Origin of the sequence: Pseudomonas pergaminensis, from assembly GCF_024112395.2 — a bacterium.
Classification (GTDB): domain Bacteria; phylum Pseudomonadota; class Gammaproteobacteria; order Pseudomonadales; family Pseudomonadaceae; genus Aquipseudomonas; species Aquipseudomonas pergaminensis.
This window is the reverse complement of the sequence record NZ_CP078013.2, coordinates 474,808-500,515: the sequence shown is the minus strand read 5'-3', so window position 1 is coordinate 500,515 and position 25,708 is coordinate 474,808. Positions and strand designations below refer to the sequence as shown.

Below are 25,708 nucleotides of genomic sequence, written 5' to 3'. Positions count from 1 at the left end.
CCTTTAAATGAAGGTTTCTACTGAAACCCCAAAACGCTCAGCCAGCCAACGTATTTGACGTATGTTGAGCTGGCGCTTGCCACGCAATCTCTCGGAGACGAGCGATTGCGCCCCCCGGCAGATCGCATCTGGTCTTGATAAACCTCGTTGCCGGCTCCAGATTGAACCTAATGGCCACACCCTAGGAGCCCCCGATGTCCGAACCTCTTGTAATCCCCTGCCCCCACTGCAACGGGCTCAACCGCATCCCCGGTGAACGCCTGGGTGATGCGCCAAAGTGCGGGCGCTGCAAGCAGCCGGTTTTGTTGAACAAGCCGTTTGAGCTGAAACAAGGCGACTACGCCAGCCAGATCAAAGGCGACCTGCCGTTGCTGGTGGATGTATGGGCCGACTGGTGTGGCCCGTGTAAATCGTTTGCGCCGGTGTTCGAGCAGGCGGCCGGGCAGTTGGCGGGCAAGTGCCGGCTGGCCAAGCTGGACAGCGAGGCCAATCAGCAGTTGTCGGCGCAGTTGGGGATTCGCTCGATTCCCAGTTTGATTCTGTTCAAGAACGGCCGCGAAGTGGCGCGCCAGAGCGGGGCGTTTCCGTTGCCGCAGTTGATGGCGTGGCTTCGCAGCCAGGGCATTTGACACGCGGCTCCTACAGCGATGGTATTCCAGCGTTAGGCCACGGGTGTTTCGCGGTCCATCATCTGGCCGACCAGCAGTACACCCAGCTCGCTCAATTGGTGGATCGCCAAAGCAACGTCTCGGTGTTCGCCGGTAAGGTCGTTGGACAGGTTGAGCAACAGGGTGCGGACGGAGGAGAAGGTTTCGTAGCTGTTGAGGACTAGGGTTTCGTTGGGGAGGTTGGGGGTGACGGTGAATAACATGCTTTTCGTTCTCTGATAGGGCCACCACCTATTCGCTACTAAACAAGGGCGGCGGCTGTACGCAGGTTAGTAGACCGGGAACGAAAGCAAAAACCGGCGCACCCGAAGGTGCCCTGCGCACAGCCACCATCAGATAGGCGAAAAACGCCATGCTGTCGGAGCGGTGCACATACTTTCGTCTGACTGGGCTACTAAACCCGACCACTGAGAATTCAGCGGCCCGAGAACCTTAAGAGAAGCCCATCCAGACGCACAAGCCGGGCGATTCTGGCTTACCTGTAGGCATCGTTACAAGGCATAACCCCATTGCCAGACCCGTCCTACAGCCTCTGTGGGACAAATCAAGCGGCTGGAATGCAGAACCAAGTGTGGGAGCTGGCTTGCCTGCGATGCAGGCGACTCGGTCTGCCTGATACACCGAGGCGATGCGATCGCAGACAAGCCAGCTCCCACACTGATCGCATTTCAAACTCAGGTCCGCGCTGCCTTTCAGATCACGCGTTTTCCAGCAGGTTATGCAGCTCCACAAATTGCTGTGTGAGCTTATGCCGTGGATCCAGATGGATCAGCGGCTTGCTCTCCTGGTGCGATTCACGCATGCGTACGGAACTGGCCAGGTACACCGGCAACACCGGCAGGCCCTCAGCAATCAACTCATCCAGCATCTGCTGCGGCAGGCTCGCCCGGGCCTGGAACTGGTTGACCACGATGCCTTCGACTTCAAGGCCTTCGTTGTGGTCTTCCTTCAACTCTTCGATTTCTGCCAGCAAGCCATAGAGGGCCTGGCGCGAGAAGCTGTCGCAATCGAAGGGGATCAGCACGCGATCAGCGGCAATTAACGCCGAAACCGCATAGAAGTTCAGCGCCGGCGGCGTATCCAGATAGATCCGGTCGTAATCTTCGCTCAGTTCATCCAGCAGCTTTCGCAGCTTGTTGATCTTGTGCTTGGCCTCAAGCTTGGGCTGCAGGTCCGCCAATTCGGCGGTGGCGGTGATCACGTGCAGGTTGTCGAAGGGCGTCTCGTAGATATCCACCCGGTTTTTTTTCGAAAACGGCCCGGAAGACAGGGTTTGCTTGAAGAATTCGGCAATGCCCATCGGTATATCTTCGCCGGTCAGCCCGGTGAGGTATTGGGTTGAGTTGGCTTGTGCATCGAGGTCCACCAACAGGGTTCGATAGCCTTCGCTGGCGCTGACTGCCGCCAGGTTGCAGGCGATGCTGGACTTGCCCACGCCGCCTTTCTGATTGAACACCACGCGCCGCATGGAAAAACCTCCGTGTATCAATGAATATCCGAGTGTAGAGGGCAGAAGCGCCTGTTAGCTACCTCGTTCATCCATGCACTGCTGCATGACGGGCCGTTGGCGACCTACCTGTCATACGCAACCGACAGACTAAAAAGAACGGTCCGACAATCTATCCCGCCCCAGGTAAAGGACAATCTGTAAATTCTTCCGACTATTTTGTAATCGGCCATGCACAATTCTTTACCAAAGTTTGCTAGAACCCCACGGCACCGGGATAATGCGCGCCATTCGGCGATTGCTCCCTGTCCCGGTATTCGGGGCCAAAAGCTGCACATGGAAGCCCGCAGGGGCGGGATAACTTCTCAGTGATCACTTTCAACATCGCCCAATGGCGCGCCTGGGCCCCTGGGCTCGATAGCGTGGACGACTGGCACGCCTGGTGCCAGGCCCCGGCGTTGCTGCCTGCAAGCGATGCCGCCCCTGATGTCTCGTTCCTGCCGGCCATGCAACGTCGCCGCCTGAGCCGCCTGGCGCGGATGGCGTTCAGCGTCGGCTGGCCACTGGCCGAGGGCCTGCAGGACCTGCCGCTGGTGTTCATTTCCCGGCATGGCGAGACCCCGCGCACCCTCGACATCCTCAGCGACCTGGCCAACGAACAGCCACTGTCGCCCACCCAGTTCAGCCTGTCGGTGCACAACGCCGTGATTGGCCTGTGGTCGATCCTGCGCAACGAAACCAGCGAAATGACCGCCCTCGCCGCCACCGGCGACGGCCTGGAACACGGCATGCTCGAAGCCGCCGCGCTGCTCAACGAAGGCGCCCCGGCCGTGTTGCTGGTGATTACCGAGGAGCAGCCGCCCGAGGCCTACGCCAGCTGGATCGTCGATGTGCCCTTTCCCTACGCCCTCGGCCTGTTGCTGACACCGGGCGACGAGTGGCAGCTGGAACTGAGCAGCGGCACTGTCAAACCCACTCAAACCCAGTGGCCCCACGCCCTGAACCTGCTGCGCACCCTGCTCACCGAACAGGTCGCCTGCCAACATGCCTGGAAGAACCGCGTATGGAACTGGCAACGCAAGCCGTGAACGACAAGCCTCGGGACGCCTACTACTGGCGCCTGTTTGCCACCGCCGCCAGCTTCTTCCTGTTCGGCATAGGCGGGCTGTGCCTGCGCCTGCTGGTATTTCCACTGCTCAGTTGCCTGCCAGGCAGCGCAGAAGAACACCAGCGCCGTGTCCGCCACACCATCAGCAAACTGTTCTGGTTTTTTATCCGCCTGATGCAGCGCGCCGGCGTGCTGACCTACAGCGTCGAAGGCGCGGAAAACCTCGGGCGCCCAGGCCAGATGATCATTGCCAACCACCCGTCGCTGATCGACGTGGTGTTCCTGATCGGCCTGATGCGCCAGACCAATTGCGTGGTCAAGCAGAGCCTGTTCCAAAACCCGTTCATGCGCGGCCCCGTGCGCGACGCCGGCTACATCAGCAACGACGGTAGCTCGGACATGCTCGATGCCGCCGCCGACGCCTTGCGCGCAGGCCAGACCCTGATCATTTTCCCGGAAGGCACCCGCACCACACCCGGCGCAGCGCCTGCCTTTCATCGCGGTGGCGCCGCCATTGCGCTGCGGGGTGCGACAATCGTCACCCCGGTGGTGATTAAAGTGAGCCCCACCACGCTGACCAAGGCCGAACCCTGGTATCGCATCCCAAAATGCCGCTTTCACTTCAGTTTGCGCGTGGGTGCCGATATAGAACCACAGGCGTTCGCAACACTGGGCCCCGCGCCCCAGGCCTCACGCAAGCTCAACGATTACCTGCATCACTATTTTATTAAGGAGCTCGCCGAAGATGAGCGACCAACACCGCCTTGAGCACGACATAAAGACGCTGATCATCGAGGCCCTGGGCCTGGAAGACATCAGCGTCGACGACATCGGCAGCGAGCAAACCCTGTTCGGCGAAGGCCTCGGCCTGGATTCGGTAGACGCCCTGGAACTGGGCCTGGCGATCCAGAAAAAGTACGGCATCAAGATCGATGCCGACGCCAAGGACACCCGCAATCACTTCACCAACGTGGCCAGCCTTGCGGCGTTCGTCACGGCCAGACAGGCAGCTTGAGACCGGACCATGCAAACTCGTGACGATATTTTCAACACCCTGCGCGACGCCTTGGTGGAACTGTTTGAACTGCCGCCGGAGCGCGTCACCCTTGACGCCAACCTGTACCAGGACCTGGAAATCGACAGCATCGATGCCGTCGACTTGATCGACCATATCAAGCGCCAGACCGGCAAGAAGATCGCCGCCGAGGAATTCAAGGCAGTGCGCACTGTTAACGACGTGGTTGAGGCGGTGTACCGTCTGGTCCAGCCTGCCGCATGAGCCGGCTGATCGGCCTTGGCCTGTTGTTGGCGGGGCTGCTGTACCCCTTTGCGGTCTATTACGGCACCGAGCACTTTGCACCATGGCAATTCGGCCTGCTACTGGGCAGCCTGTGGCTACTGCGCGCGCTGACCGGCGCGCGACGCCCCGGCAGCCGCTGGATGGCGCTGGCGGTGATCGTGTTCTGCCTGCTGCTGGCCTGGTTCGATAACCCCCGCCTGTTGCGCTGGTACCCGAGCCTGGTCAGTGCCTTCATGCTGGCGCTGTTCGGCTTGAGCCTCAAATATGGCCCGCCGATGGTCGAGCGCCTGGCGCGCATGACCGACCCGGTGCTGCCCCCGCATGCCATCGTGTATACCCGCCAGGTGACCGTGGTATGGAGCGTGTTTTTTCTGTGTAATGGCCTGCTCGCCGCCGCCCTCACCCTGTGGGCGCCGCTGAGCTGGTGGACTTTGTACAACGGCCTGATCGCCTACGGGCTGATGGGGCTGTTGTTTGCCGTGGAATGGCTGGTACGACAAAGGGTTCGAGGCCGCGTATGAATGGGTTGAAACTTGAGCACTTGTTGCTCGAGCCGCTGGAACAGCGTTGGGTCACCACCGAACCTGCCATGAATCACGCGCAGCTGTGGGAGCAGTCCCTGAGCCTGGCGGCGGGCCTGCAAGCGCGGGGTATCCAGCGCCTGGCCGTGTACCTGGAAGACGCCGGCCTGCTGGCGATTGCCCTGCTGGGCGCCTGGCGGGCCGGGGTCAGCGTGCTGATGCCCGCCGATTTGCAACCTCAGACCCGCCAACGCTGGGATGAGGCCGTCGATGCCTGGCTGACCGAAGCGGCGGACCTGGACGCGCTGTACGAGGCGCCACTGAGCGCTGCAGCACTCGACCTCGACGCTTGCCAATTGAGCCTGTGCACCTCCGGCTCCAGCGGCGAACCCAAGCGCATCGACAAAAACCTGCGCCAACTGGCCAACGAAGTCGAGGCCCTGGAAACCCTGTGGGGTCCTGGCCTCAAAGACGCCTGCATCATTGGCAGCGTCGCCACCCAGCATATCTACGGCTTGTTGTTCCGCGTGCTGTGGCCGCTGTGCGCCGGCCGCACCTTTGTGCGCAAACAACTGGCCTTCCCCGAAGACATGCAGCGCGCCAGCCGCGAGCACGCGCACTTTGCCTGGGTCGCCAGCCCGGCGCTGCTCAAGCGCATGGGCGACAACCTTGACTGGCCGGCGCTGAGCCAGGTGTCGCGGGTATTTTCATCTGGCGGCGCGCTGCCCGTAGAAGCCGCCGGCAGCCTGTACGACCGCTTGCAACAATGGCCGACCGAGATCCTCGGCAGCTCGGAAACCGGTGGCATTGCCTGGCGTCAAGGCGCACAGCCGTGGCAGCCGTTTGCCGACGTGCAACTGAGCCAGGATGCCGACGGCGCCCTGCGCATCGCCTCGCCTTACCTGCCTGAGGGGCATGTCGAGCAAACCGCCGACGCGGCACGCATCCATGCCGATGGCCGTTTCGAGCTGCTCGGCCGCCTGGATCGCATCGTCAAGCTGGAAGAAAAACGCATCTCCCTGCCCATGCTGGAGCACGCATTGATGGACCACCCCTGGGTCGCGGAAACCCGCCTGGGCGTGGTGCAGGAAAACCGCGCGTCACTCGGCGCGCTGGTGGTGCTGAGCGCCGAGGGGCTGCATGCCTTGCGCAACCAGGGGCGACGCACGCTCACCCAGACCCTGCGCCAGCATCTGAGCCAACATTGCGAAGCCCTGGCGTTGCCGCGCCGCTGGCGGTTGTTGAGACAGTTGCCCCTGACCAGCCAAGGCAAACTGCCCCAGGCCGATGTCGAGGCGCTGCTGCTGGCAGCCCGCCCGAAGACGCCGGAAGTGCTGGAGCAGGTTGAAGCCGACGGCGAATGGACCTTGCAACTGAGCGTGCCGCCAGACTTGGCCTATTTCAGCGGACACTTCCCGTTCACGCCGGTGCTGCCGGGGGTGGTACAGGTGGAATGGGCCTTCAACCTGGGCCAGCAACTGCTCGATCTGCCGCCGACCTTTGCCGGCATGGAAGTGCTCAAGTTCCAGCAATTAGTGCGCCCTGGCGATGCGATCGAACTGCACCTGCGCTTTGATGCGCAACGCGGCAAGTTGTATTTCGCCTACCGCAATGGCGTTGCGGCGTGTTCCAGTGGCCGGATTCAACTGGAGCCCGCGCATGCATAACCCCTGCGCCCTGATCCCGGTCTACAACCACGAAGCCGCCGTACCGGCCGTGGTCCGCAGCCTGCTGGACAGCGGCCTGCCCTGCCTGCTGGTCGACGACGGCAGCAGCCCCGCCTGCGCGGCCGTACTGGCGCAATTGGCGACGCTGGATAACGTCACCCTGCTGACCTTGCCCAGCAATCAGGGCAAGGGCGGTGCCGTCATGGCCGGTTTCCGCGAAGCCGCACGCCAGGGCTTCAGCCATGCCTTGCAAGTCGACGCCGACGGCCAGCACGACCTGCGCGAAGTCGAGACCTTTATCGACACCTCGCGCCGGCATCCCGATGCCATTATCTGCGGCTACCCCGAATACGACGATAGCGTGCCCAAAGGCCGTTTGTACGCGCGCTACCTGACCCACGTGTGGGTATGGATCAACACCTTGTCGCTGCAGATCCGCGACTCGATGTGCGGCTTTCGCGTGTACCCACTGGCGCCGGTGCTGGCGCTGATGGACTCGGCCTACATCGGCACGCGCATGGATTTCGACTCGGACATCCTGGTGCGCCTGGCCTGGCGCAACCAGCCGATGCGCTGGCTGCCGACCCAGGTGCATTACCCGGCTGACGGCCTGTCGCACTTCCGGCTGTTCCGCGACAACGTACGCATCTCGGCCATGCACACCCGGTTGTTCTTCGGCATGCTGGTGCGCGCGCCAGTGATTCTGTGGCGACGGTGGCAGGCATGAGCGACAGCACCAAGCACTGGGCTGACCGCGAAGAGCGCGGCAGCTACTGGCTGATGAAGCTCACCGCCTTCGCCGCCAAGGTCCTTGGCCGCCGCGTGTTGAGCCCGCTGCTGTACGGCATCGTGTTGTACTTCTTCCTGTTCGGCCGCACCGCGCGCCAGAGCGCCTGGCAGTACCAGCAGCGCCTGGCCGACTGGAGCGGGCGTGAGGAACTGCGGCCTACCCACTGGAAGGTCTTCGGCCAGTTCATGGCGTTTGCCGACTCGCTGCTCGACAAACTCGACGTGTGGAACGGCAAGCTGCGCCTGGAGCAGATCGAGATCAACGACCCGGCCCAATTGCGCGGGCAACTGCGCGGCGAGCGCGGGCAGATGCTGGTGGGCGCGCACCTGGGCAACCTCGAGGTGTGCCGTGCCCTCGCCGAGATCGGTGAACAGGTCACCATGAATGTGCTGGTGCACACCAAGCACGCCGAACAATTCAATCGCCTGCTGGGCGAAGCCGGTGCCACTCACCTGCGCCTGATCCAGGTCAGCGAGCTGGACCCGGCCACCATGCTGCTGCTCAGCCAGCGCCTGGACGACGGTGAATGGCTGGCCATCGCCGGCGACCGCGTGCCGTTGCACGGCGGACGCACGGTGCGCGTGGATTTCCTCGGCCATGACGCCGCCTTCCCCCAAGGCCCGTGGCTGCTGGCGGGCCTGCTTAAATGCCCGGTGAACCTGCTGATGTGCCTCAAGCACAACAGCCGCTATCGCCTGAGCATCGAGCCGTTCGCGCCGCGCGTCGAATGGAAACGCAACACCCGCGAGCAGGTCATAGCCCTGTGGACCGCGCGCTACGCCGCACGGCTGGGCCAGTTCTGCCTGGAAGCGCCCCAACAATGGTTCAACTTTTACCCTTTCTGGAAGACCGATGACGACGCATCTTGAGCCGGTAACCTTTGGCGAACGCGCTTTGCGCATCGAAGACGTACTGGCCTTGGCCAACCGTCAGGCGCCGACCCAATTGCAGGACGACGCCGCGTATCGCCAGCGCATTGCCAAGGGCGCGCAGTTCCTCGACTCGCTGCTGGACAAGGAAGGCGTGATCTACGGCGTAACCACCGGCTACGGCGACTCGTGCGTGGTGGCGGTGCCGTTGCAGCACGTCGAAGCGCTGCCGCGTCATCTGTACACGTTCCACGGGTGTGGCCTGGGCAAGCTGCTCGATGCCCAAGCCACCCGCGCGGTGCTGGCTGCGCGCTTGCAGTCGCTGTGCCACGGCGTGTCCGGGGTGCGCGTAGAGTTGCTCGAACGCCTGCACGCCTTCCTTGAACACGATGTGCTGCCGCTGATCCCGGAAGAAGGCTCGGTGGGCGCCAGCGGTGATCTGACCCCGCTGTCCTACGTGGCCGCGACCCTGTCCGGCGAGCGTGAAGTGATGTTCCGTGGCGAACGGCGCCAGGCGGCCGACGTGCACCGTGAGTTGGGCTGGACGCCTTTGGTGCTGCGCCCTAAGGAAGCCCTGGCGCTGATGAACGGCACCGCCGTGATGACCGGCCTCGCGTGCCTGGCCTTCGCCCGCGCCGACTACCTGCTGCAACTCGCCACGCGCATTACCGCGCTGAACGTGGTGGCGCTGCAAGGCAACCCGGAACACTTCGACGAGCGCCTGTTCGCCGCCAAGCCGCACCCGGGGCAGATGCAAGTCGCCGCCTGGCTGCGCAAGGACCTGGCCATCGATGCACCGACCGCGCCGCTGCATCGCCTGCAGGACCGTTATTCGCTGCGTTGCGCGCCCCACGTCCTTGGCGTGCTGGCCGACAGCCTGAACTGGCTGCGTTCGTTCATCGAGATCGAACTGAACAGCGCCAACGACAACCCGATCATCGACGCTGAAGAAGAGCGCGTGCTGCATGGCGGGCATTTCTATGGCGGGCATATCGCCTTTGCCATGGACAGCCTCAAGACCCTGGTCGCCAACGTCGCTGACCTGCTGGACCGCCAGCTCGCGCTGCTGGTGGACGTGCGTTACAACCACGGGCTGCCGAGCAACCTGTCCGGCGCGCCGGCTGACCGCGCCATGATCAACCACGGCTTCAAGGCCGTGCAGATCGGCACCAGCGCCTGGACCGCCGAAGCCCTGAAAAACACCATGCCGGCCAGCGTGTTCTCACGCTCCACCGAGTGCCATAACCAGGACAAGGTGAGCATGGGCACCATCGCCGCCCGCGATGCGATCCGTGTGCTGGAGCTGACCGAACAGGTCGCCGCGGCAACCTTGCTCGCCGCCAACCAGGGTGTGTGGCTGCGCGCTCAGGCCGAGGACGCCCGCCCATTGCCGCCGGCCCTGGCGGCGATGCACGAAGAGCTGGCCAAGGACTTCCCACCCGTCATCGAAGACCGCGCCCTTGAGGGCGAGTTGCGCCTGTGCCTGCAACGCATTGCCGAGCAACACTGGAGGCTGCATGCGTAGCCAGGGCGTGCTGCATTGCGACACTGAAATCCTCGTGCCGTTTTTTGACGTCGACACCATGAACGTCGTGTGGCACGGGCATTACGTGAAGTACCTGGAAGTGGCGCGCTGCGCGCTGCTGGACAAAATCGGCCATAACTACACGGCGATGCTCGAATCGGGCTACGCCTGGCCGGTGATCGACATGCAGCTGCGCTACGTACGCGGCGCCGTGTTCGGCCAGACCCTCAACGTGCGCGCCAGCCTGGTGGAGTGGGAGAACCGCTTGAAGGTCAATTACCTGATCACCGACCTCGCCAGTGGCGAGCGCTTGACCCGTGCCAGCACCGTGCAGGTGGCAGTAGAGATCGCCAGCCGCGAGATGCAGCTGGCCTCCCCCAAAGTATTCACCGACGCCGTAGAGAGAGCCCTGAAATGAGATCCCCTGTGGGAGCGGGCTTGCCCGCGATGGACGTCAACGATAACGCGAGCCGCCTGACACTGCGCGGTGCCCTCGGGTTCTTCGCTGGCAAGTCGAATCGTCGCACCGCCGCTCCCACATGGATTGCGCTGATCTTGTTGTTCAGCATTCCAGGCCTGGCTCACGCTTTTGACTTGCAACAACTCAGCGAGCAGCTCGCCAAACCCTCAGTGATCCACGGCAACTTCACCCAGGAAAAACACCTGCGTGCCCTGCCCCAGCCGCTGGTCAGCAAAGGCACCTTCGTGCTCGCCAAGGACCACGGCCTGTTGTGGCTGCTGAAAACTCCGCTGCAACAGGACTACCGCATCAGCGCCCAAGGCATTGCCCGCCGCGATGCCAACGGCTGGCAACTGCTGCCGAACAAGAGCGCCGGCGCCGAACAGAACCGGTTGTTCCTGGCGGTGCTGCAAGGCGACAGCAGCGGCTTGCAGCGAGACTTCGAGTTGCAGCTGCAAGGCGAGGCCAAGCAGTGGAAATTGACGCTGATCCCACGCTCGCTGCTGCTCAAGCAAGTCTTCACCCAGATCAATATCGACGGTGGCGACCTGGTGCACAACATCCAACTGCTGGAAACCCAGGGCGACAGCACTGTGCTGCGCATGCAGGACAGCACGGCCGAACTGCCGTTGAGCGAAGCGGAGCAACACGACTTTGCCCAGTGAACGCCTGCTGCCGCGCCTGTTCCTGATCCTGCTGGTGGCCGTGCTGGCCCTGGCCGGTTGGCAGTGGCGCCACGGCGCGCCCTTGTCGGCCAACCTGATGGAGCTGGTGCCGGGCAACACGCCGGATGCCCTGGAACAGCAAGCAGAGCAGCGCATGCAGGAGCCACTGAACCGCGAGATGCTGGTGCTGGTGGGGCATGCCGACCGCCAGCAAGCAGTGACCGTGGCGCAACAACTGGGTGAGCGCTGGCAGGCCAGCGGGCTGTTCGAAAAGGTGCAGTGGAACCTGCAAGCTGACTTGCCGGCACTGCGCGAGCAATTGCTGCGCGGCCGCCTGGCGATGCTCTCGGCCAAGGACCGCGAGCAACTGATCGAACAGCCCGACGCGTTTATCCAACAGCGCGTGCAAGCGCTGTTCGACCCCTTTACCGGCTTCAGCCTGGTGCCGAGCCAGGACGACTGGCTGGGCCTGACCGGACGTATCCAGAACAGCCAGCCGCAACACGGTGCGGTGCAACTGGATATCGGCAGCGGCGCGTTGATCGCCGATGCCGACGGCAAGAGCTGGGTGCTGTTGCGTGCGCGCACCACCGGCAATGCCTTCGACATGAAACTGCCGCTGCAAGTGGCGGACCTGCTCCAGGCCAGTCGCGCGCAGGCCAGCGAACACGGCGCGCAATTACTCGCCGCCAGCGGCTTGCTCTACGCCGCCAATGGCCAGCAGCAGGCCACACGGGAAATCACTTGGGTGGGCGGCGGCGCTACTGTCGGCATCCTGTTGTTGCTGTTGCTCGCCTTCCGACGCTGGCGCGTGCTGCTGGCCTTTGTGCCGGTACTCGTCGGCATGTTGTTTGGCGCGGTGGCCTGCGTGGCGCTGTTCGGGCATATGCATGTGATGACCTTGGTATTGGGTTCCAGCCTGATCGGCGTGGCGGTGGATTACCCGCTGCACTATTTGTCGAAAAGCTGGAGCATGAACCCGTGGCGCAGTTGGCCGGCGTTGCGCATCACCTTGCCGGGATTGAGCCTGAGCCTGGCCACCAGTTGCATTGGCTACCTGGCGCTGGCCTGGACACCGTTCCCGGCCCTTACACAAATCGCTGTGTTCTCCGCCGCCGGGCTGGTCGGTGCGTACCTGTCCGCCGTGTGCCTGTTGCCGGCGCTGCTCAAGGGCGTCGAACTGCGCCCGGCGCAATGGCCGCTGCGCATCGCCGAATGCCTGTGGCTGGTACGCGCCTCTTTGCTCAAGCGCGTGCCGAGCCCGGTGCTGCTGGCCTTGCTGCTGCTGTTTTGCGCGGGTGGCCTGTGGCACCTGAACAGCAAGAACGATATTCGCCAATGGATCGGTGCTCCGCCGCAATTGCTGCAAGAAGCACAGGCCGTGGCGCGCATTACCGGGTTCCAACCCACCAGCCAGTTTTTCCTGGTGCGGGCAGACAACCAGCAACAGCTGTTGGAGCGTCAAGCTGCCCTGGGCCAACGCTTGGATCAGTTGGTGAACATGGACAAACTCCAGGGCTACCTGGCGCTCAACCAACTGGTCAGCCTGCCTGCCGAGCAGCAACGTCTGCGCGATGCGCTGAATAGACTCCCGGAACACTGGCAGCCGCTGCTGGACCTCGGCGTCCCCGCCAGCGCCCTGCAAGCCGAAGTGGCGCAACTGCAAGCGCTGCCCACCGAAGACATCGATGCCGCGCTGCTAGGCCCGCTGGCCGAACCGTGGCGCACTCTGTGGCTTGGCCCGGTGGACGGCGGCGTAGCCGCGATGGTCAGCCTGCAAGGCTTAAACAACCCGGCGCTGCTGCGGGTACAAGCGCTGGATTTGCCGGGCGTGCAACTGGTGGACCGCCTGGGCGACTTGAACCGGGTATTTGCCGACACGCAGATCAGTGCCGCCGAATTGAAGCTGATGTCCTGTGTGCTGATCGTGCTGCTGCTGATCCTGCCGTTCGGCTTCGGCGGCGCCTTGCGCATTGTCGCCCTGCCACTGCTGGCGGCCCTGTGCAGCCTGGCCAGCCTCGGTTGGCTGGGGCAGCCGCTGACCTTGTTCAGCCTGTTCGGCCTGCTGTTGGTCACGGCCATCAGCGTCGACTACGCGATCCTGATGCGCGAGCAGATCGGCGGCCCTGCGGTCAGCCTGTTGGGGACACTGCTGGCGGCGCTGACGACCTGGTTGTCATTTGGCCTGCTGGCGGTGTCCAGCACGCCGGCGGTGAGCAATTTCGGCTTATCGGTCAGCCTGGGCCTGGCATTCAGCTTTATGCTGGCGCCTTGGGCCGGGCAACAGAAACACGCCTTATGAATGTGATTATCGCCAATGTGGCAAGGAGCCCTCGTGCCCACAGTTGAAATGGAACGTCGCCAGGTGGTGGTGATCGGTGCCGGTCCGTCCGGGGCCATCGCCGCCGCGCTGTTAAAGCGCAAAGGGCATGATGTACTGATTATCGAGCGCCAGCATTTCCCACGGTTCTCGATCGGCGAAAGCCTGCTGTCCCACTGCATCGACTTTATCGAAGAAGCCGGCATGCTGGAAGCTGTGCAGGCGGCGGGTTTCCAGGTGAAAACCGGTGCTGCGTTCGCCTGGGGCGAGCGCTACAGTGCGTTTGATTTTGGTGACACCTTCAGCAACGGCAAGCCGACCACCTTCCAGGTGCAGCGCGGCGAGTTCGACAAGTTGCTGGCCGATCAGGCCGCCAAGCAAGGCGTGGACATCCGATACGGCGAATCCATCGTCGGCGTGGATTTCAAAGGCGAATCCCGTTACCTGCACGTACGCCGCGAGAACGGCAGCGAGTACCACCTCAAGGCCACGTTCGTGCTCGACGCCAGCGGCTACGGCCGCGTGTTGCCGCGCCTGCTGGAGCTGGACGTGCCGTCAGACTTTCCGGTGCGCCAGGCGGTGTTCACCCACATCGAAGACCGCATCGAACACCCAGGCTTTGACCGCACCAAGATTCTGGTCACCACCCACCCGACCAAGCGCGATATCTGGTTCTGGACCATCCCGTTCAGCAACGGCCGCTGCTCGGTGGGCGTGGTCGCGGCCAAAGCGCATTTCGACGGCCGTGACAGCGACCTGGATGCCTGCCTGCGCGGTTTTATCGATGAAACCCCAAGCCTGTCCGGCGTGCTGCAAAACGCCGTCTGGGATACGCCCGCGCGGACCATCGGCGGCTACGCGGCCAACGTCAAAAGCCTGCACGGGCCGGGCTTTGCCTTGCTGGGTAACGCGGCGGAATTCCTCGACCCGGTGTTCTCCTCCGGGGTGACCATCGCCATGCGTTCGGCGAGCATGGCCGCCGGTGTGCTGCATCGCCAGCTCAACGGCGAAACCGTGGACTGGCAAACCGAATTTGCCGAGCCGCTCAAGCGCGGTGTCGATACCTTCCGCTGCTACGTCGAAGGCTGGTACGCCGGGACGTTCCAGGACGTGATCTTCCATCCCGGCAGCTCGCCGGATATTCGCCGGATGATCAGTTCGATCCTCGCCGGTTACGCGTGGGATGAGCGCAACCCGTTTGTGAGTGAGCCCAAGCGGCGGTTGCGGATGTTGTCGGAAATTTGTGCAGGGGATGCAGCGTGAGCAGTCAGTACTTGAGTAAGAACTACGTCGAAGAAACCAAGTTCGGCTTCTGGTTCCTGCGCAGCCATACCTGGCAACATCACGTGCTGCGCGTGGCGATCAACGATCTGCGCAGCCTGTTCACCGAGCCCTTGCCAGCAGCGCCGGTGCTGCTGGACGCCGGTTGTGGCCAGGGCAAGTCCTTCAAGCTGTTGCAGCAGGTGTTCGCCCCTGAGCGCCTGATTGGCCTGGACGCCGACCCTCACAGCCTGGAGCTGAGCCGTGCAGAAGCGGCGCGCCAGGGCTTGGCCATCGAGTTGATCGGCAGCGACTGCGCCACCCTGCAAGTGCCGGACGAAAGTGTCGATATCCTGTTCTGCCACCAGACCTTCCACCACCTGGTCGAGCAGCATCGCGCGCTCAAAGAGTTCTACCGCGTGCTCAAGCCGGGTGGCTATTTATTGTTTGCCGAGTCCACCGAAGCCTACATCGACACCTGGGTCATCCGCTGGCTGTTCCGCCACCCGATGCACGTGCAAAAAAGCGCCGAAGAATACCTGGAGATGCTCCGCGAGCAGGGCTTTGAATTCGGCCCGCAGAACGTCTCATACCCGTACTTGTGGTGGAGCCGCTCCAGCGACTTCGGCCTGCTGGAACGCTGGGGCCTACGCAAGGCGCCACCGGTGGGCCAGCGCGAAGAAACCCTGGTCAACTGCGTGGCACGCAAACCGTTGGCGAGTGCCGCGCCATGATGCGCTACCTGTTGATGGGTTGCCTGTTGCTGCTCAGCGCCTGCGCCAACCAGCCACCGCTGCCCGAGAAAACCCCGGCCCTGGCCTTGCCGCTGCAACTGCATGTGCAGCGCCTGGCCGACGGCCAGAGCCAGGACTGGCTACTGGTGATCCAGCGCGAAGGCGGTGGCATTCGGTGGTCGATGATGGACCCGCTGGGCATCCCCCAGGCGCGGCAAAAGCTGATCAATGGCGAATGGCAGGCCGATGGCTTGCTGCCGCCCAATCCGCAGGCGCGCGAATTGTTTGCCGCGCTGCTGTTTGCGCTGACCGCGCCGGATGACGTGCGCGCCCTCTACCCCAGCGCGCAGGCGATGGACTTGACGCGTACCCTGCCGGGTCATTGGCAGATCGTGTATCAATCGTCCGAGGTATTCAGTGTGAACATCAGCGGGCAGCCGCTGAGCTATCGCATCACACCGCTCGGAGTCGCACGATGAGCGCCTACCTCAACGCCTTGGGCGTGATCTGCGCACTCGGCCGTGGCCAGGCGGAGGTCAGCCGCAGCCTGTTTGCCGGTGACTGCTCCGGCATGCGCGCCGAAGGCGGCTGGGTGCCGGAGCGCGTGCTGCCGGTGGCCGGTGTGCAGGGTGAGTTGGCAACCATCCCCACCGAGCTGGGCCAGCAAAGCAGCCGCAATAACCAGTTGTTGCTGGAAGCGGCGCTGCAGATCGAAGGCGAGATCCGCCAGGCGATCCACACCTATGGCGCATCACGCGTCGGCATCGTGCTTGGCACCAGTACTTCGGGTATCGACGAAGCCAGCCGGGGCATCGCGCATTTTTTGCGCGAACACCAGTTCCCCGGCGACTACGACTACCAGCAACAGGAACTCAGCGCTCCGGCGAACTTCCTGGCTGACTGGCTGCAACTGAGCGGCCCGGCCTATGTGATCTCCACCGCCTGCACCTCCAGCGCCCGCGCGCTGATGAGCGCCCAGCGCCTGCTGGACCTGGGTGTGTGCGATGCCGTGATCTGCGGCGGTGTCGACAGCCTGTGCAAGCTGACGCTTAACGGCTTCAGCTCGTTGGAAGCGGTGTCGAACGAGCGTTGCAACCCGTTTTCAGTCAACCGCAACGGCATCAACATCGGCGAAGCGGCGGTGCTGTTTCTGATGAGCAAGGAACACGCGCCCATCGCTCTGCTGGGCAGCGGCGCCAGTTGCGATGCGCACCATATCTCCGCCCCCGAACCCACCGGCAAAGGCGCGTTGCAATCCATGCGCAAGGCCTTGGCGAGTGCCGGTTTGCAGCCTGGGCAGATCGGTTACCTGAACCTGCACGGCACCGCTACCCAGCATAACGACGCCATGGAAAGCCTGGCCGTCGCCAGCCTGTTCCCCCAAGGCGTGGCCTGCTCCTCGACCAAACCCATGAGCGGCCATACCCTGGGCGCAGCCGGCGCGCTGGAAGCGGCGTTCTGCTGGTTGAGCCTGGTTCACAACCGGCTGCCACCGCATGTGTGGGACGGCCAGGCCGACCCCGCACTGCCCGCTTTGCAATGGGCCACCGCCGGCGCCACCCTGGAAAAACGCTGCCTGATGAGCAACTCATTTGCCTTCGGCGGCAACAATGTCAGCCTGATAATCGGAGGGGCCCCATGATCGATTGGCCACTCGCCGAACTGCTGCCCCATGCGGGCGACATGATCCTGATCGATCAGGTGCTGTCGTTCGATGAAGAGCAGGTCCGCACCCGCACCACGGTCAAGCCTGGCGGCCTGTTCAATCGCCCGGATGGCAGCCTGCCGGCCTGGGTCGGCATCGAGTTGATGGCGCAAAGTGTTGCCGCCTACGCCGGTTGCCGCGCACGCCAGAAGGGTGAAGCCGTGGAACTCGGCTTCCTGCTTGGCACACGCAAGTTCGAGTGCAACGTGGAGCACTTCCCGGCCGGTGCCGAGCTGAGCATCCACGGTCTGCGCTCCCTGGAAGACGACAATGGCATGGGTGTGTTCGAATGCCACCTGACCGGCGACGGGATCCAGGCCAGCGCCCGCTTGAATGTATTTCGACCGCCCCAGGCGGCCAACTATTTAGATGAATCGAAGGACGTGACGCCATGACTGAATCCGTACTGGTCACCGGCTCCAGCCGTGGCATCGGCCGCGCCATCGCACTGCGCCTGGCTCAGGCCGGGCATGACATCGTGCTGCATTGCCGCAGTGGCCGTAGCGACGCCGATGCGGTGCAGGCCGAAGTTGAAGCCCTGGGCCGCAAGGCGCGGGTGCTGCAATTCGACGTGGCGGATCGCGCGCTGTGCAAGCAGATACTCGAGGCGGATGTGGAGCAACATGGCGCCTATTACGGCGTGGTGCTCAACGCCGGCCTGGCCCGTGACGGTGCGTTCCCGGCCCTGTCGGAAGACGATTGGGACGTAGTGATGCGCACCAACCTCGACGGTTTCTACAACGTGCTGCACCCGGTGATGATGCCGATGATTCGTCGTCGTGCGGCTGGGCGTATCGTCTGCATCACCTCGGTTTCCGGTTTGATCGGCAACCGCGGCCAGGTCAATTACAGCGCCTCGAAAGCCGGCCTGATTGGCGCGGCCAAGGCCCTGGCAATCGAGCTGGGCAAGCGCAAGATCACCGTCAATTGCGTCGCTCCGGGCTTGATCGACACCGCCATGCTGGATGAAAACGTGCCGGTGGAAGAATTGATGAAGATGATCCCGGCGCAACGCATGGGCACGCCGGAAGAGGTAGCCGGCGCGGTGAATTTCTTGATGTCGGCCGAGGCAGGCTACATCACGCGCCAGGTCCTGGCCGTGAATGGAGGCCTGTGCTGATGAAACGCGTCGTCGTCACCGGCATGGCCGGCATGACCTCACTGGGCAGCGATTGGGACACCATCGCCGCCAACTTCCGCGCCAACCGCAGCGGCATTCGGCGCATGGACGAGTGGGACCGCTTTACCGAATTGAACACGCGCCTGGCCGGGCCGATCGACGATTTTGTCGTGCCCGCCCATTGGACGCGCAAGCAACTGCGCAGCATGGGCCGTGTCTCGCGCCTGGCGGTATGGGCCGCCGAGCAGGCGTTGCAGGACGCCGGCTTGCTCGGCGATGAGTCGATCAAGGACGGACGCATGGGCGTGGCCTGCGGCTCGTCCACCGGCAGCACCGACGAGATCAAGGCGTTCGGCAATATGCTGCTGAACTCGGTCGCGGAGGGGCTGAACGCCAATTCCTACGTGCGCATGATGCCGCACACCACGGCGGCGAATATCAGCATCTTCTTTGGCCTCACCGGGCGGCTGATCCCCACGTCCAGCGCTTGCACCAGCGGCAGCCAGGGCATCGGCTATGCCTATGAGGCGATCAAGTTCGGGCGCCTGCCATTGATGCTCGCCGGTGGCGCAGAAGAGCTGTGCCCGACCGAAGCCATGGTGTTCGACGCGCTCTACGCCACCAGCCTGAAAAACGACGCCCCGCAGACCAGCCCGCGCCCGTATGACAGCGGCCGCGATGGCCTGGTGATCGGTGAAGGCGGCGGCATGCTGGTGCTCGAAGAGCTGGAACATGCGTTGGCGCGCGGTGCGCATATCCACGCCGAAATCGTTGGCTTTGGCAGCAACGCCGACGGCCAGCACACCACCCGCCCGGAGCAGAAAACCATGCGCCGCGCCATGGAGTTGGCCCTCGAAGATGCCGGGCTTGAGCCTAACGCGATCGGCTACGTGAACGGCCACGGCACCGCCACCGACCAGGGCGATATCGCCGAGACGCTGGCGACCAGCAGCCTGTTCGGCAGCCGCATGCCCATCAGTTCGCAGAAGAGCTTTCTCGGCCACACCCTGGGCGCCTGCGGCGCGCTGGAGTCATGGTTCAGCATCGAGATGATGAACCGCGACCAGTACGTGCACACCTTCAACCTGGATGCGGTAGACCCGCAATGCGGCGAGCTGGATTACCTGCAAGGTGAATTCCGCGAGATGCACCACGACTACGTGATGAACAACAACTTTGCCTTTGGCGGCGTCAACACGTCACTGATCTTCCGCCGCTGGTCCTGACTTTTTAATCGATTGGAGAATACGGAATGTCTTCCTTGCTACGCGTCACCCTGATCACCCTGGCCCTGCTGGTCACCGCCGGTTGCACCAGCAAGCCGATCCTCAACACCCAGCACAACCTGCCGGCCGACACCCAGGTCAGCGAAGAAAAAATGAAAACGGTGATCGTCAACGCCCTGCAAAAACGCGAATGGACGGTACAACGCCTGAGCCCGCAGCTGGTACAGGCCGAGATCAACGTGCGTAACCAGTACTACGCGGCCATCGACATCCGCTACACCCGCAACAGCTACGCCATCACCTACCGCGACAGCCGCGAACTGGGCTACAAGGACGGCAAGATCCATCGCAACTACAACCGTTGGGTGAACAATCTGGACAGCGACATCATGGCGGGGTTGCGCAGCAATGGCGTGAATGAGGCCGGGACGGCGGCGCAGTTGTTCGAACAAACCGGCACCACCAAGTAAAAACGAATTCAGGCTCTACAGAAACGACAAAGGGCGCCTTTCGGCGCCCTCTTCACAAACAGGTTGGCTTGTCATCGCCGCTTCCTGCCTGGCTCTGCAATTGCTGGTTGCCCAGGATCCTCAGAGTCTCACAAGCCCCTTTCGGGAACGTGGGCAGTATGCCTGAAAACAACTTTACGGCAACCTGTGGCAAAGTGCCGTTCGTCCCTCAGCGCAACCCCAACGCGCTGCGCACCGCCGCCTTTATTGCTAGAAGCTGATCAGAAGTGAGCTCAGCGATTTTGTAAGTTCGTTTGCCATGACGATCTTTGATTTTGATTCGGTCGAGCCTTCCCAAGCTGACGGTTGCCACAATGTCACATTTCGCCCAACAGATAGGGCTTGCTCCTGGAAGATGACTATCAAGCTGGCAGTGGTGATCCAGAACCGTCTGCGGCGCAGTAGTACTCAACGGCACAACCGTCACCAACAACTTATTGGTTCGGTGCTTGCGTATCACAATGACCGGGCGGATCTTTATGATTTCCGGGACCTCATAGCCTCGAAAGTCACAAATCAACACGCTGCCCTCCTTGGGCTGATAGAGAAGTGCCATCCATATCACTCGCTTGAGAAAAAGCGATTCTGCGTAACTTTCCCGCGAATCGCTAAGCAGCTTGCGTTACCTGATATGTGAGCACCTCTACACCGAGGCCTTGCGCGTCAACAACTCCACAAACGCCTCTGCCATGGGCGTCTGCGCGCCCTTGCGTTGCACCAGCCATACCGCCGTCACCGCCTCCTGATCCAGCAGCGTGCGATACACCACGCCATCGATACGAATGCGCTGGTAGGACGCCGGCAGCACCGACACGCCCAAGCCCGCCGCCACCAGGCCGATGATGGTCATCGCCTCCCCGGCCTCCTGGGCAAAGTGCGGGCTGAAGCCGGCATCACGCGCCAGGTTGAGCAACTGGGCATAGAGACCACTGCCGTAGGTGCGCGGGAAAAACACAAACGGTTCCTGTGCCAATTGCGCCAGGTGCAAACCGCGCTCACTGCCCTCCACCAGCGGGTGCCCGGCGTTCAACACGGCCACCAGCGGCTCACGCATCAGCTCGACCACACCCAGTGAATCCGGCAATGGCAGCGGCCGCATCAGGCCCACTTGGATCGACTCATCCACCAGCGACTCGGCCACTTCGGTGCTGCTCATCTCCTGCAGGTTCAGATGCACTGCCGGGAATGCCTGGCGAAACGCAAAGATCGCCTGAGGAATGCTGGAATTGAACGGCGCCGACGAGGTGAAGCCAATCTTCAGTTCGCCCAGCTCACCCAACTGCGCCCGCCGCGCCACATCCGCCGCCTTGTCCACCTGCGCCAGCACCAGCCGCGCCTCTTGCAAAAACAATCGTCCCGCCTCGCTCAGCTCGACCCGACGATTGGTCCGCTCAAACAGCCGCGCCCCCACCTCCTGTTCCAGCGCCTGGATCTGCTGGCTCAGCGGCGGCTGCGAGATGCCCAGCACCTGCGCAGCCCGGCCGAAATGCAACTCTTCGGCGACGGCAATGAAGTACCGCAAGTGACGCAATTCCATGCAAGCCTCATTAGGTCGTTAAAGCTATCAAACAGGTCGAACAATATATTGGAAAGAATCATTAGGGAGCTATATTCTTTTTTGCATTGCCGGTCCTGGTACGCTCTTCCTCCCCGAGGTCCCCGTGAAAGCTGCTGTCGCTCCACTCGCTCAAGAAGTCCCGCCCACTGCCCTGGATGAGGTGGTGGCCCAGCTCAATGACGCGTACATCGAAAAAGGCACGCCGATGTTCATGCGCACGGTGTTGGCGCTGTTCTCCGGCGGTTTCGCTACCTTTGCGCTGCTGTATTGCGTGCAGCCGATGATGCCGGCGCTGTCCCACGAATTTTCCATCAATGCGGCGCAGAGCAGCCTGATCCTGTCGGTGGCCACGGCGATGTTGGCGTTCGGCTTGCTCATCACCGGGCCGATCTCCGACCGGTTGGGACGCAAGCCGGTGATGGTGTCTGCGCTGTTCTGTGCCGCATTGGCGACCATAGCCAGTGGCTTGATGCCGACCTGGGAAGGCATCCTGCTGATGCGTGCGCTGGTGGGCCTGTCGCTGAGCGGCCTGGCCGCCGTGGCCATGACCTACCTGAGCGAAGAGATCCACCCGCAGCACATCGGCCTGGCCATGGGCTTGTACATCGGCGGTAACGCGATCGGCGGCATGAGCGGGCGCCTGATCATCGGCGTGTTGATCGACTTTGTCAGTTGGCACACCGCAATGCTGATCATCGGCGCCCTGGCGCTGATCGCGGCCACGGTGTTCTGGAAAATCCTCCCCGAATCGCGCAACTTCCGCGCCACCAGCCTCAAGCCGCGCAGCCTGGTGGATGGCTTCGTCATGCACTTCAAGGACGCGGGCCTGCCCTGGCTGTTCCTCGAAGCGTTCCTGCTGATGGGCGCGTTCGTGACGATGTTCAACTACATTGGCTATCGCCTGCTGGCCGATCCCTACGACCTGAGCCAAGCCGTGGTCGGCCTGCTGTCGCTGGTATACCTCTCGGGCATCTACAGCTCGGCGAAAATCGGCTCACTGGCTGACCGCCTCGGCCGCCGTCGCGTGCTGTGGGGCACCATCGTACTGATGCTGGCCGGCATGGCCCTGACCCTGTTCACCCCGCTGTGGCTGGTGGTGCCGGGCATGCTGATCTTCACCTTCGGCTTCTTCGGCGCCCACTCGGTGGCCAGCAGCTGGATCGGCCGCCGCGCGGTGAAAGCCAAGGGGCAGGCATCGTCGCTGTACCTGTTCTGCTACTACGTGGGGTCGAGTATTGCGGGGACGGCGGGCGGATTCTTCTGGCACTTTGCCGGGTGGAATGGGATTGGGGCGTTTATTGTGGCGCTGTTGATTGGCGCGTTGCTGGTGGCGTTGAAGCTGGCGAAGTTGCCGCCGTTGGGAGACGTGAAGGTCTAAGGCTATTTTGCTTTTATGTGGGAGCTGGCGTGCCTGCGATAGCGATAGTGAATTCACTACTGCTATCGCAGGCAAGCCAGCTCCCACATTTTGATTTGTGTTCAGCCATGAAAAAGCCCGGCATTTGCCGGGCTTTTTCATTTACTCGTGGTACTGCGCGGACAGTTCGTGCACCGCTTGCAGGAAGGCACCTGCATGCTCTGGGTTCACTTCCGGAGTAATCCCATGGCCGAGGTTGAACACATGCCCGGTGCCTTTGCCGTAGCTGGCGAGGATGCGGCCAACTTCGGTGCGGATGGCTTCCGGCTTGGCGTACAGCACCGTCGGGTCCATGTTGCCTTGCAGCGCGACGCGGTTGCCCACGCGCTGGCGGGCTTCGCCAATGTCGCAGGTCCAGTCCAGGCCCAGGGCGTCGGCACCGGCGTCGGCAATGCTTTCCAGCCACAGGCCGCCCCCCTTGGTGAACATGATTACCGGCACTTTGCGGCCTTCGTGTTCGCGGATCAGGCCGCTGACGATTTTGCGCATGTAGGCCAGGGAGAACTCCTGGTATGCCGCCGCCGAGAGGTTGCCGCCCCAGGTGTCGAAGATCTGCACCGCCTGGGCGCCGGCCATGATCTGGCCGTTGAGGTAAGAGGTGACCGACTGCGCCAGCTTGTCCAGCAGCAGGTGCATGGCCTGTGGGTTGTCGTAGAGCATGGCCTTGGTCTTGCGGAAGTCTTTCGACGAGCCGCCTTCGACCATGTAGGTGGCCAAGGTCCAGGGGCTGCCGGAGAAGCCGATCAGCGGCACACGGCCGTTAAGCTCGCGGCGGATGGTGCTGACGGCGTCCATCACGTAGCCGAGGTCTTTATGCGGATCGGGGATCGGCAAGGCTTCGATATCGGCCAGGGTGCTGACGACTTTCTTGAAACGCGGGCCTTCGCCGGTTTCGAAGTACAGGCCTTGGCCCATGGCGTCAGGGATGGTGAGGATGTCGGAGAAGAGGATGGCCGCGTCCAGTTGTGGGTAGCGGTCCAGCGGCTGCATCGTGACTTCGCAGGCGAACTCCGGGTTCATGCACAGGCTCATGAAGTCGCCGGCGTTGGCGCGACTGGCGCGGTATTCCGGCAGGTAGCGACCGGCCTGGCGCATCATCCACACAGGGGTGACGTCCACGGGTTGCTTGAGCAGGGCACGAAGGAAACGGTCGTTCTTGAGGGCAGTCATGTCGGCATCCGCAAAAAAAGTGCGGGCATTTTCTCAGAGCCAGACGCAAAAGGCACGGAATGCGCCGTGCCTTTTGTCTATCGGGTCAATTTGTCGCAATCTCTTGAACACGCTGGAAACCAATGTGGGAGCTGGCTTGCCTGCGATTGCGGTGGATCAGTCGATACATCCTGTGACTGTTACACCGCTATCGCAGGCAAGCCAGCTCCCACATTTGAGCGTATTTCAGATCAGACCTGCAGGTAATCCAGGATCCCTTCGGCGGCATTGCGGCCTTCGAAGATCGCCGTCACCACCAGGTCAGAACCGCGCACCATGTCGCCACCGGCGAAGATTTTCGGGTTGCTGGTCTGGTGTTTGTACTGGCCTTGTTCCGGGGCTACGACGCGGCCCTGGCTGTCGGTCTGGATCTGGAACTGTTCAAACCACGGCGCCGGGCTTGGGCGGAAACCGAAGGCGATGACCACGGCGTCCGCCGGGATGATCTCTTCGGAGCCCGGGATCGGCTCGGGGCTGCGACGACCACGGGCGTCCGGTTCGCCGAGGCGGGTCTCGACCACCTTCACGCCTTCGACGCGGTCTTCACCGACGATTGCAATCGGCTGGCGGTTGTAGAGGAATTTCACACCTTCTTCCTTGGCGTTCTTCACCTCTTTGCGCGAGCCGGGCATGTTGGCTTCGTCACGGCGATAGGCACAAGTCACCGACTTGGCGCCCTGGCGGATCGACGTGCGGTTGCAGTCCATCGCGGTGTCGCCACCGCCCAGCACCACGACCTTCTTGCCTTTCATGTCGACGAAATCTTCCGGCGACTTTTCAAAGCCCAGGTTGCGGTTGACGTTGGCGATGAGGAAGTCGAGCGCGTCATACACGCCCGGCAGGTCCTCACCGGCAAAGCCGCCTTTCATGTAGGTGTAGGTGCCCATGCCCATGAATACCGCATCGTATTCTTCGAGCAGTTGCTCCATGGTGATGTCCTTGCCGATTTCGGTATTGAGTCGGAACTCGATACCCATGCCGGTGAAGACTTCACGGCGGTTGCTCAGCACGGTTTTTTCCAGCTTGAACTCGGGGATGCCGAAGGTCAGCAAGCCGCCGATTTCCGGGTTCTTGTCGAACACCACCGGGGTCACGCCGCCACGCACCAGCACGTCGGCACAGCCCAGGCCCGCCGGGCCCGCGCCGATGATCGCGACGCGCTTGCCAGTCGGCTTGACCTTGGACATGTCCGGACGCCAGCCCATGGCGAACGCGGTGTCGGTGATGTACTTCTCCACCGAACCGATGGTCACCGCGCCAAAGCCGTCGTTAAGGGTGCAGGCACCCTCGCACAGACGGTCCTGCGGGCACACCCGGCCGCACACTTCCGGCAGGGTGTTGGTCTGGTGCGACAGCTCGGCAGCGGCAAGGATGTTGCCCTCGGCCACCAGCTTCAGCCAGTTGGGAATGAAGTTGTGCACCGGGCACTTCCATTCGCAATACGGGTTACCGCACCCCAGGCAGCGGTGGGCCTGGTCGGCCGAGTGCTGGGGTTTGAAGGGTTCGTAGATCTCCACGAACTCTTTCTTGCGTTGACGCAACAGTTTCTTCTTCGGATCTTTGCGCCCGACATCGATGAACTGGAAGTCGTTATTCAGACGTTCAGCCATGTTAAAACCTCATCAAACTC

General features: G+C 62.7%; 28 protein-coding genes and 1 pseudogene. 22 read left to right on the top strand and 7 right to left on the bottom strand.

Annotation, left to right across the window (positions count from 1 at the left end; translation table 11 throughout):
* Positions 1-3: 3 nt before the first annotated feature.
* Positions 4-120 (bottom strand): annotated as a pseudogene (locus tag KUA23_RS02270) (transcriptional regulator); the annotation flags it as partial.
* Positions 121-194: 74 nt separating this feature from the next.
* Here KUA23_RS02270 and trxC point away from each other — a divergent pair.
* Entirely contained in the window at positions 195-629 is a 435-nt protein-coding gene (gene trxC, locus KUA23_RS02265) for a thioredoxin TrxC (protein WP_078046533.1), read from the top strand.
* A gap of 32 nt (positions 630-661) precedes the next feature.
* Here the strand turns inward: trxC and KUA23_RS02260 are convergent, their stop codons facing one another.
* On the bottom strand, positions 662-871 hold the full coding sequence (locus KUA23_RS02260) for a DUF6124 family protein (RefSeq protein WP_078046532.1): 210 nt from the start codon (positions 869-871) through the stop codon (positions 662-664).
* 494 nt (positions 872-1,365) lie between these two features.
* The gene (locus KUA23_RS02255; RefSeq protein WP_078046531.1) at positions 1,366-2,136 is read right to left on the bottom strand and encodes a ParA family protein; all 771 of its coding nucleotides are present in this window, start codon (positions 2,134-2,136) and stop codon (positions 1,366-1,368) included.
* Between the two features lie 347 nt (positions 2,137-2,483).
* Between KUA23_RS02255 and KUA23_RS02250 the strand changes: the two genes are divergently transcribed.
* Genes KUA23_RS02250 through KUA23_RS02155 form a run of 20 tightly spaced genes read left to right on the top strand, consistent with a single transcriptional unit; the run spans position 2,484 to position 19,855 of the window.
* Positions 2,484-3,203 carry a beta-ketoacyl synthase chain length factor gene (locus tag KUA23_RS02250; protein ID WP_214497979.1) on the top strand — a complete coding sequence of 240 codons (720 nt, stop codon included), beginning with the start codon at positions 2,484-2,486 and terminating at the stop codon, positions 3,201-3,203.
* Positions 3,179-3,991 carry a lysophospholipid acyltransferase family protein gene (locus tag KUA23_RS02245; protein ID WP_252993389.1) on the top strand — a complete coding sequence of 271 codons (813 nt, stop codon included), beginning with the start codon at positions 3,179-3,181 and terminating at the stop codon, positions 3,989-3,991. The genes KUA23_RS02250 and KUA23_RS02245 overlap by 25 nt, the downstream gene beginning before the upstream one ends.
* The gene (locus KUA23_RS02240) at positions 3,969-4,238 is read left to right on the top strand and encodes a phosphopantetheine-binding protein (RefSeq protein ID WP_014716603.1); all 270 of its coding nucleotides are present in this window, start codon (positions 3,969-3,971) and stop codon (positions 4,236-4,238) included. The genes KUA23_RS02245 and KUA23_RS02240 overlap by 23 nt, the downstream gene beginning before the upstream one ends.
* A 9-nt stretch (positions 4,239-4,247) precedes the next feature.
* On the top strand, positions 4,248-4,502 hold the full coding sequence (locus KUA23_RS02235; protein ID WP_003187949.1) for an acyl carrier protein: 255 nt from the start codon (positions 4,248-4,250) through the stop codon (positions 4,500-4,502).
* The gene (locus KUA23_RS02230) at positions 4,499-5,044 is read left to right on the top strand and encodes a COG4648 family protein (protein ID WP_071497133.1); all 546 of its coding nucleotides are present in this window, start codon (positions 4,499-4,501) and stop codon (positions 5,042-5,044) included. The genes KUA23_RS02235 and KUA23_RS02230 overlap by 4 nt, the downstream gene beginning before the upstream one ends.
* Entirely contained in the window at positions 5,041-6,711 is a 1,671-nt protein-coding gene (locus KUA23_RS02225) for an acyl-CoA synthetase family protein (protein ID WP_252993388.1), read from the top strand. Before KUA23_RS02230 ends, KUA23_RS02225 begins: the two co-directional genes overlap by 4 nt.
* Positions 6,704-7,438, top strand: coding sequence for a glycosyltransferase family 2 protein (locus tag KUA23_RS02220; RefSeq protein ID WP_252993387.1), 735 nt, complete (start codon positions 6,704-6,706; stop codon positions 7,436-7,438). The genes KUA23_RS02225 and KUA23_RS02220 overlap by 8 nt, the downstream gene beginning before the upstream one ends.
* Entirely contained in the window at positions 7,435-8,370 is a 936-nt protein-coding gene (locus tag KUA23_RS02215) for a lysophospholipid acyltransferase family protein (protein ID WP_099492884.1), read from the top strand. The genes KUA23_RS02220 and KUA23_RS02215 overlap by 4 nt, the downstream gene beginning before the upstream one ends.
* Positions 8,354-9,895: an HAL/PAL/TAL family ammonia-lyase gene (locus KUA23_RS02210; RefSeq protein ID WP_252993386.1), complete on the top strand. Its 1,542-nt coding sequence runs from the start codon at positions 8,354-8,356 to the stop codon at positions 9,893-9,895. The genes KUA23_RS02215 and KUA23_RS02210 overlap by 17 nt, the downstream gene beginning before the upstream one ends.
* Positions 9,888-10,313: an acyl-CoA thioesterase gene (locus tag KUA23_RS02205; RefSeq protein ID WP_028615440.1), complete on the top strand. Its 426-nt coding sequence runs from the start codon at positions 9,888-9,890 to the stop codon at positions 10,311-10,313. Before KUA23_RS02210 ends, KUA23_RS02205 begins: the two co-directional genes overlap by 8 nt.
* Positions 10,310-11,020: an outer membrane lipoprotein carrier protein LolA gene (locus tag KUA23_RS02200; protein ID WP_252993385.1), complete on the top strand. Its 711-nt coding sequence runs from the start codon at positions 10,310-10,312 to the stop codon at positions 11,018-11,020. Before KUA23_RS02205 ends, KUA23_RS02200 begins: the two co-directional genes overlap by 4 nt.
* A complete protein-coding gene (locus KUA23_RS02195) occupies positions 11,010-13,322 on the top strand; it encodes an MMPL family transporter (RefSeq protein WP_252993384.1) in 2,313 nt (770 codons plus the stop codon). The genes KUA23_RS02200 and KUA23_RS02195 overlap by 11 nt, the downstream gene beginning before the upstream one ends.
* Before the next feature lie 33 nt (positions 13,323-13,355).
* Positions 13,356-14,603, top strand: coding sequence for an NAD(P)/FAD-dependent oxidoreductase (locus tag KUA23_RS02190; protein WP_252993383.1), 1,248 nt, complete (start codon positions 13,356-13,358; stop codon positions 14,601-14,603).
* Positions 14,600-15,334, top strand: a complete 735-nt coding sequence (locus KUA23_RS02185; protein ID WP_078046520.1) for a class I SAM-dependent methyltransferase — start codon at positions 14,600-14,602, stop codon at positions 15,332-15,334. The genes KUA23_RS02190 and KUA23_RS02185 overlap by 4 nt, the downstream gene beginning before the upstream one ends.
* Positions 15,331-15,813, top strand: coding sequence for a hypothetical protein (locus KUA23_RS02180; protein ID WP_214497973.1), 483 nt, complete (start codon positions 15,331-15,333; stop codon positions 15,811-15,813). The genes KUA23_RS02185 and KUA23_RS02180 overlap by 4 nt, the downstream gene beginning before the upstream one ends.
* Positions 15,810-16,976 (top strand): beta-ketoacyl-[acyl-carrier-protein] synthase family protein, encoded by a 1,167-nt coding sequence (locus KUA23_RS02175; RefSeq protein ID WP_252993382.1) that lies wholly within the window; start codon positions 15,810-15,812, stop codon positions 16,974-16,976. Before KUA23_RS02180 ends, KUA23_RS02175 begins: the two co-directional genes overlap by 4 nt.
* Positions 16,973-17,434 carry a hotdog family protein gene (locus KUA23_RS02170; protein WP_252993381.1) on the top strand — a complete coding sequence of 154 codons (462 nt, stop codon included), beginning with the start codon at positions 16,973-16,975 and terminating at the stop codon, positions 17,432-17,434. Before KUA23_RS02175 ends, KUA23_RS02170 begins: the two co-directional genes overlap by 4 nt.
* Positions 17,431-18,159 carry a 3-ketoacyl-ACP reductase FabG2 gene (gene fabG, locus KUA23_RS02165; protein ID WP_078046516.1) on the top strand — a complete coding sequence of 243 codons (729 nt, stop codon included), beginning with the start codon at positions 17,431-17,433 and terminating at the stop codon, positions 18,157-18,159. Before KUA23_RS02170 ends, fabG begins: the two co-directional genes overlap by 4 nt.
* A complete protein-coding gene (locus tag KUA23_RS02160; RefSeq protein ID WP_078046515.1) occupies positions 18,159-19,385 on the top strand; it encodes a beta-ketoacyl-ACP synthase in 1,227 nt (408 codons plus the stop codon). Before fabG ends, KUA23_RS02160 begins: the two co-directional genes overlap by 1 nt.
* Positions 19,386-19,411: 26 nt before the next feature.
* Positions 19,412-19,855 (top strand): hypothetical protein, encoded by a 444-nt coding sequence (locus KUA23_RS02155; protein ID WP_078046514.1) that lies wholly within the window; start codon positions 19,412-19,414, stop codon positions 19,853-19,855.
* Positions 19,856-20,063: 208 nt separating this feature from the next.
* On the opposite strand, the gene KUA23_RS02150 is transcribed toward KUA23_RS02155, so the two are convergent.
* Both KUA23_RS02150 and KUA23_RS02145 read right to left on the bottom strand, forming a co-directional pair.
* Positions 20,064-20,450 (bottom strand): type II toxin-antitoxin system PemK/MazF family toxin, encoded by a 387-nt coding sequence (locus tag KUA23_RS02150; protein ID WP_078046513.1) that lies wholly within the window; start codon positions 20,448-20,450, stop codon positions 20,064-20,066.
* Between the two features lie 87 nt (positions 20,451-20,537).
* Positions 20,538-21,431 carry a LysR family transcriptional regulator gene (locus tag KUA23_RS02145; RefSeq protein ID WP_099492896.1) on the bottom strand — a complete coding sequence of 298 codons (894 nt, stop codon included), beginning with the start codon at positions 21,429-21,431 and terminating at the stop codon, positions 20,538-20,540.
* A gap of 172 nt (positions 21,432-21,603) precedes the next feature.
* On the opposite strand from KUA23_RS02145, the gene KUA23_RS02140 reads away from it, so the two are divergent.
* Positions 21,604-22,830, top strand: coding sequence for an MFS transporter (locus KUA23_RS02140; protein WP_428847452.1), 1,227 nt, complete (start codon positions 21,604-21,606; stop codon positions 22,828-22,830).
* 141 nt (positions 22,831-22,971) lie between these two features.
* On the opposite strand, the gene hemE is transcribed toward KUA23_RS02140, so the two are convergent.
* A complete protein-coding gene (gene hemE, locus KUA23_RS02135; protein WP_252993379.1) occupies positions 22,972-24,039 on the bottom strand; it encodes a uroporphyrinogen decarboxylase in 1,068 nt (355 codons plus the stop codon).
* A 230-nt stretch (positions 24,040-24,269) separates the two neighbouring features.
* The gene (locus tag KUA23_RS02130; RefSeq protein WP_034105894.1) at positions 24,270-25,688 is read right to left on the bottom strand and encodes an FAD-dependent oxidoreductase; all 1,419 of its coding nucleotides are present in this window, start codon (positions 25,686-25,688) and stop codon (positions 24,270-24,272) included.
* Positions 25,689-25,708: the final 20 nt, after the last annotated feature.

Bases quoted from the DNA above. Each gene is read 5' to 3' on its own strand.
- trxC (WP_078046533.1), top strand. From the start codon at position 195: ATGTCCGAACCTCTTGTAATCCCCTGCCCCCACTGCAACGGGCTCAAC.
- KUA23_RS02260 (WP_078046532.1), bottom strand. From the start codon at position 871: ATGTTATTCACCGTCACCCCCAACCTCCCCAACGAAACCCTAGTCCTC.
- KUA23_RS02255 (WP_078046531.1), bottom strand. From the start codon at position 2,136: ATGCGGCGCGTGGTGTTCAATCAGAAAGGCGGCGTGGGCAAGTCCAGC.
- KUA23_RS02245 (WP_252993389.1), top strand. From the start codon at position 3,179: ATGGAACTGGCAACGCAAGCCGTGAACGACAAGCCTCGGGACGCCTAC.
- KUA23_RS02240 (WP_014716603.1), top strand. From the start codon at position 3,969: ATGAGCGACCAACACCGCCTTGAGCACGACATAAAGACGCTGATCATC.
- KUA23_RS02235 (WP_003187949.1), top strand. From the start codon at position 4,248: ATGCAAACTCGTGACGATATTTTCAACACCCTGCGCGACGCCTTGGTG.
- KUA23_RS02230 (WP_071497133.1), top strand. From the start codon at position 4,499: ATGAGCCGGCTGATCGGCCTTGGCCTGTTGTTGGCGGGGCTGCTGTAC.
- KUA23_RS02225 (WP_252993388.1), top strand. From the start codon at position 5,041: ATGAATGGGTTGAAACTTGAGCACTTGTTGCTCGAGCCGCTGGAACAG.
- KUA23_RS02220 (WP_252993387.1), top strand. From the start codon at position 6,704: ATGCATAACCCCTGCGCCCTGATCCCGGTCTACAACCACGAAGCCGCC.
- KUA23_RS02215 (WP_099492884.1), top strand. From the start codon at position 7,435: ATGAGCGACAGCACCAAGCACTGGGCTGACCGCGAAGAGCGCGGCAGC.
- KUA23_RS02210 (WP_252993386.1), top strand. From the start codon at position 8,354: ATGACGACGCATCTTGAGCCGGTAACCTTTGGCGAACGCGCTTTGCGC.
- KUA23_RS02205 (WP_028615440.1), top strand. From the start codon at position 9,888: ATGCGTAGCCAGGGCGTGCTGCATTGCGACACTGAAATCCTCGTGCCG.
- KUA23_RS02200 (WP_252993385.1), top strand. From the start codon at position 10,310: ATGAGATCCCCTGTGGGAGCGGGCTTGCCCGCGATGGACGTCAACGAT.
- KUA23_RS02180 (WP_214497973.1), top strand. From the start codon at position 15,331: ATGATGCGCTACCTGTTGATGGGTTGCCTGTTGCTGCTCAGCGCCTGC.
- KUA23_RS02175 (WP_252993382.1), top strand. From the start codon at position 15,810: ATGAGCGCCTACCTCAACGCCTTGGGCGTGATCTGCGCACTCGGCCGT.
- KUA23_RS02170 (WP_252993381.1), top strand. From the start codon at position 16,973: ATGATCGATTGGCCACTCGCCGAACTGCTGCCCCATGCGGGCGACATG.
- fabG (WP_078046516.1), top strand. From the start codon at position 17,431: ATGACTGAATCCGTACTGGTCACCGGCTCCAGCCGTGGCATCGGCCGC.
- KUA23_RS02160 (WP_078046515.1), top strand. From the start codon at position 18,159: ATGAAACGCGTCGTCGTCACCGGCATGGCCGGCATGACCTCACTGGGC.
- KUA23_RS02155 (WP_078046514.1), top strand. From the start codon at position 19,412: ATGTCTTCCTTGCTACGCGTCACCCTGATCACCCTGGCCCTGCTGGTC.
- KUA23_RS02150 (WP_078046513.1), bottom strand. From the start codon at position 20,450: ATGGCACTTCTCTATCAGCCCAAGGAGGGCAGCGTGTTGATTTGTGAC.
- KUA23_RS02145 (WP_099492896.1), bottom strand. From the start codon at position 21,431: ATGGAATTGCGTCACTTGCGGTACTTCATTGCCGTCGCCGAAGAGTTG.
- hemE (WP_252993379.1), bottom strand. From the start codon at position 24,039: ATGACTGCCCTCAAGAACGACCGTTTCCTTCGTGCCCTGCTCAAGCAA.
- KUA23_RS02130 (WP_034105894.1), bottom strand. From the start codon at position 25,688: ATGGCTGAACGTCTGAATAACGACTTCCAGTTCATCGATGTCGGGCGC.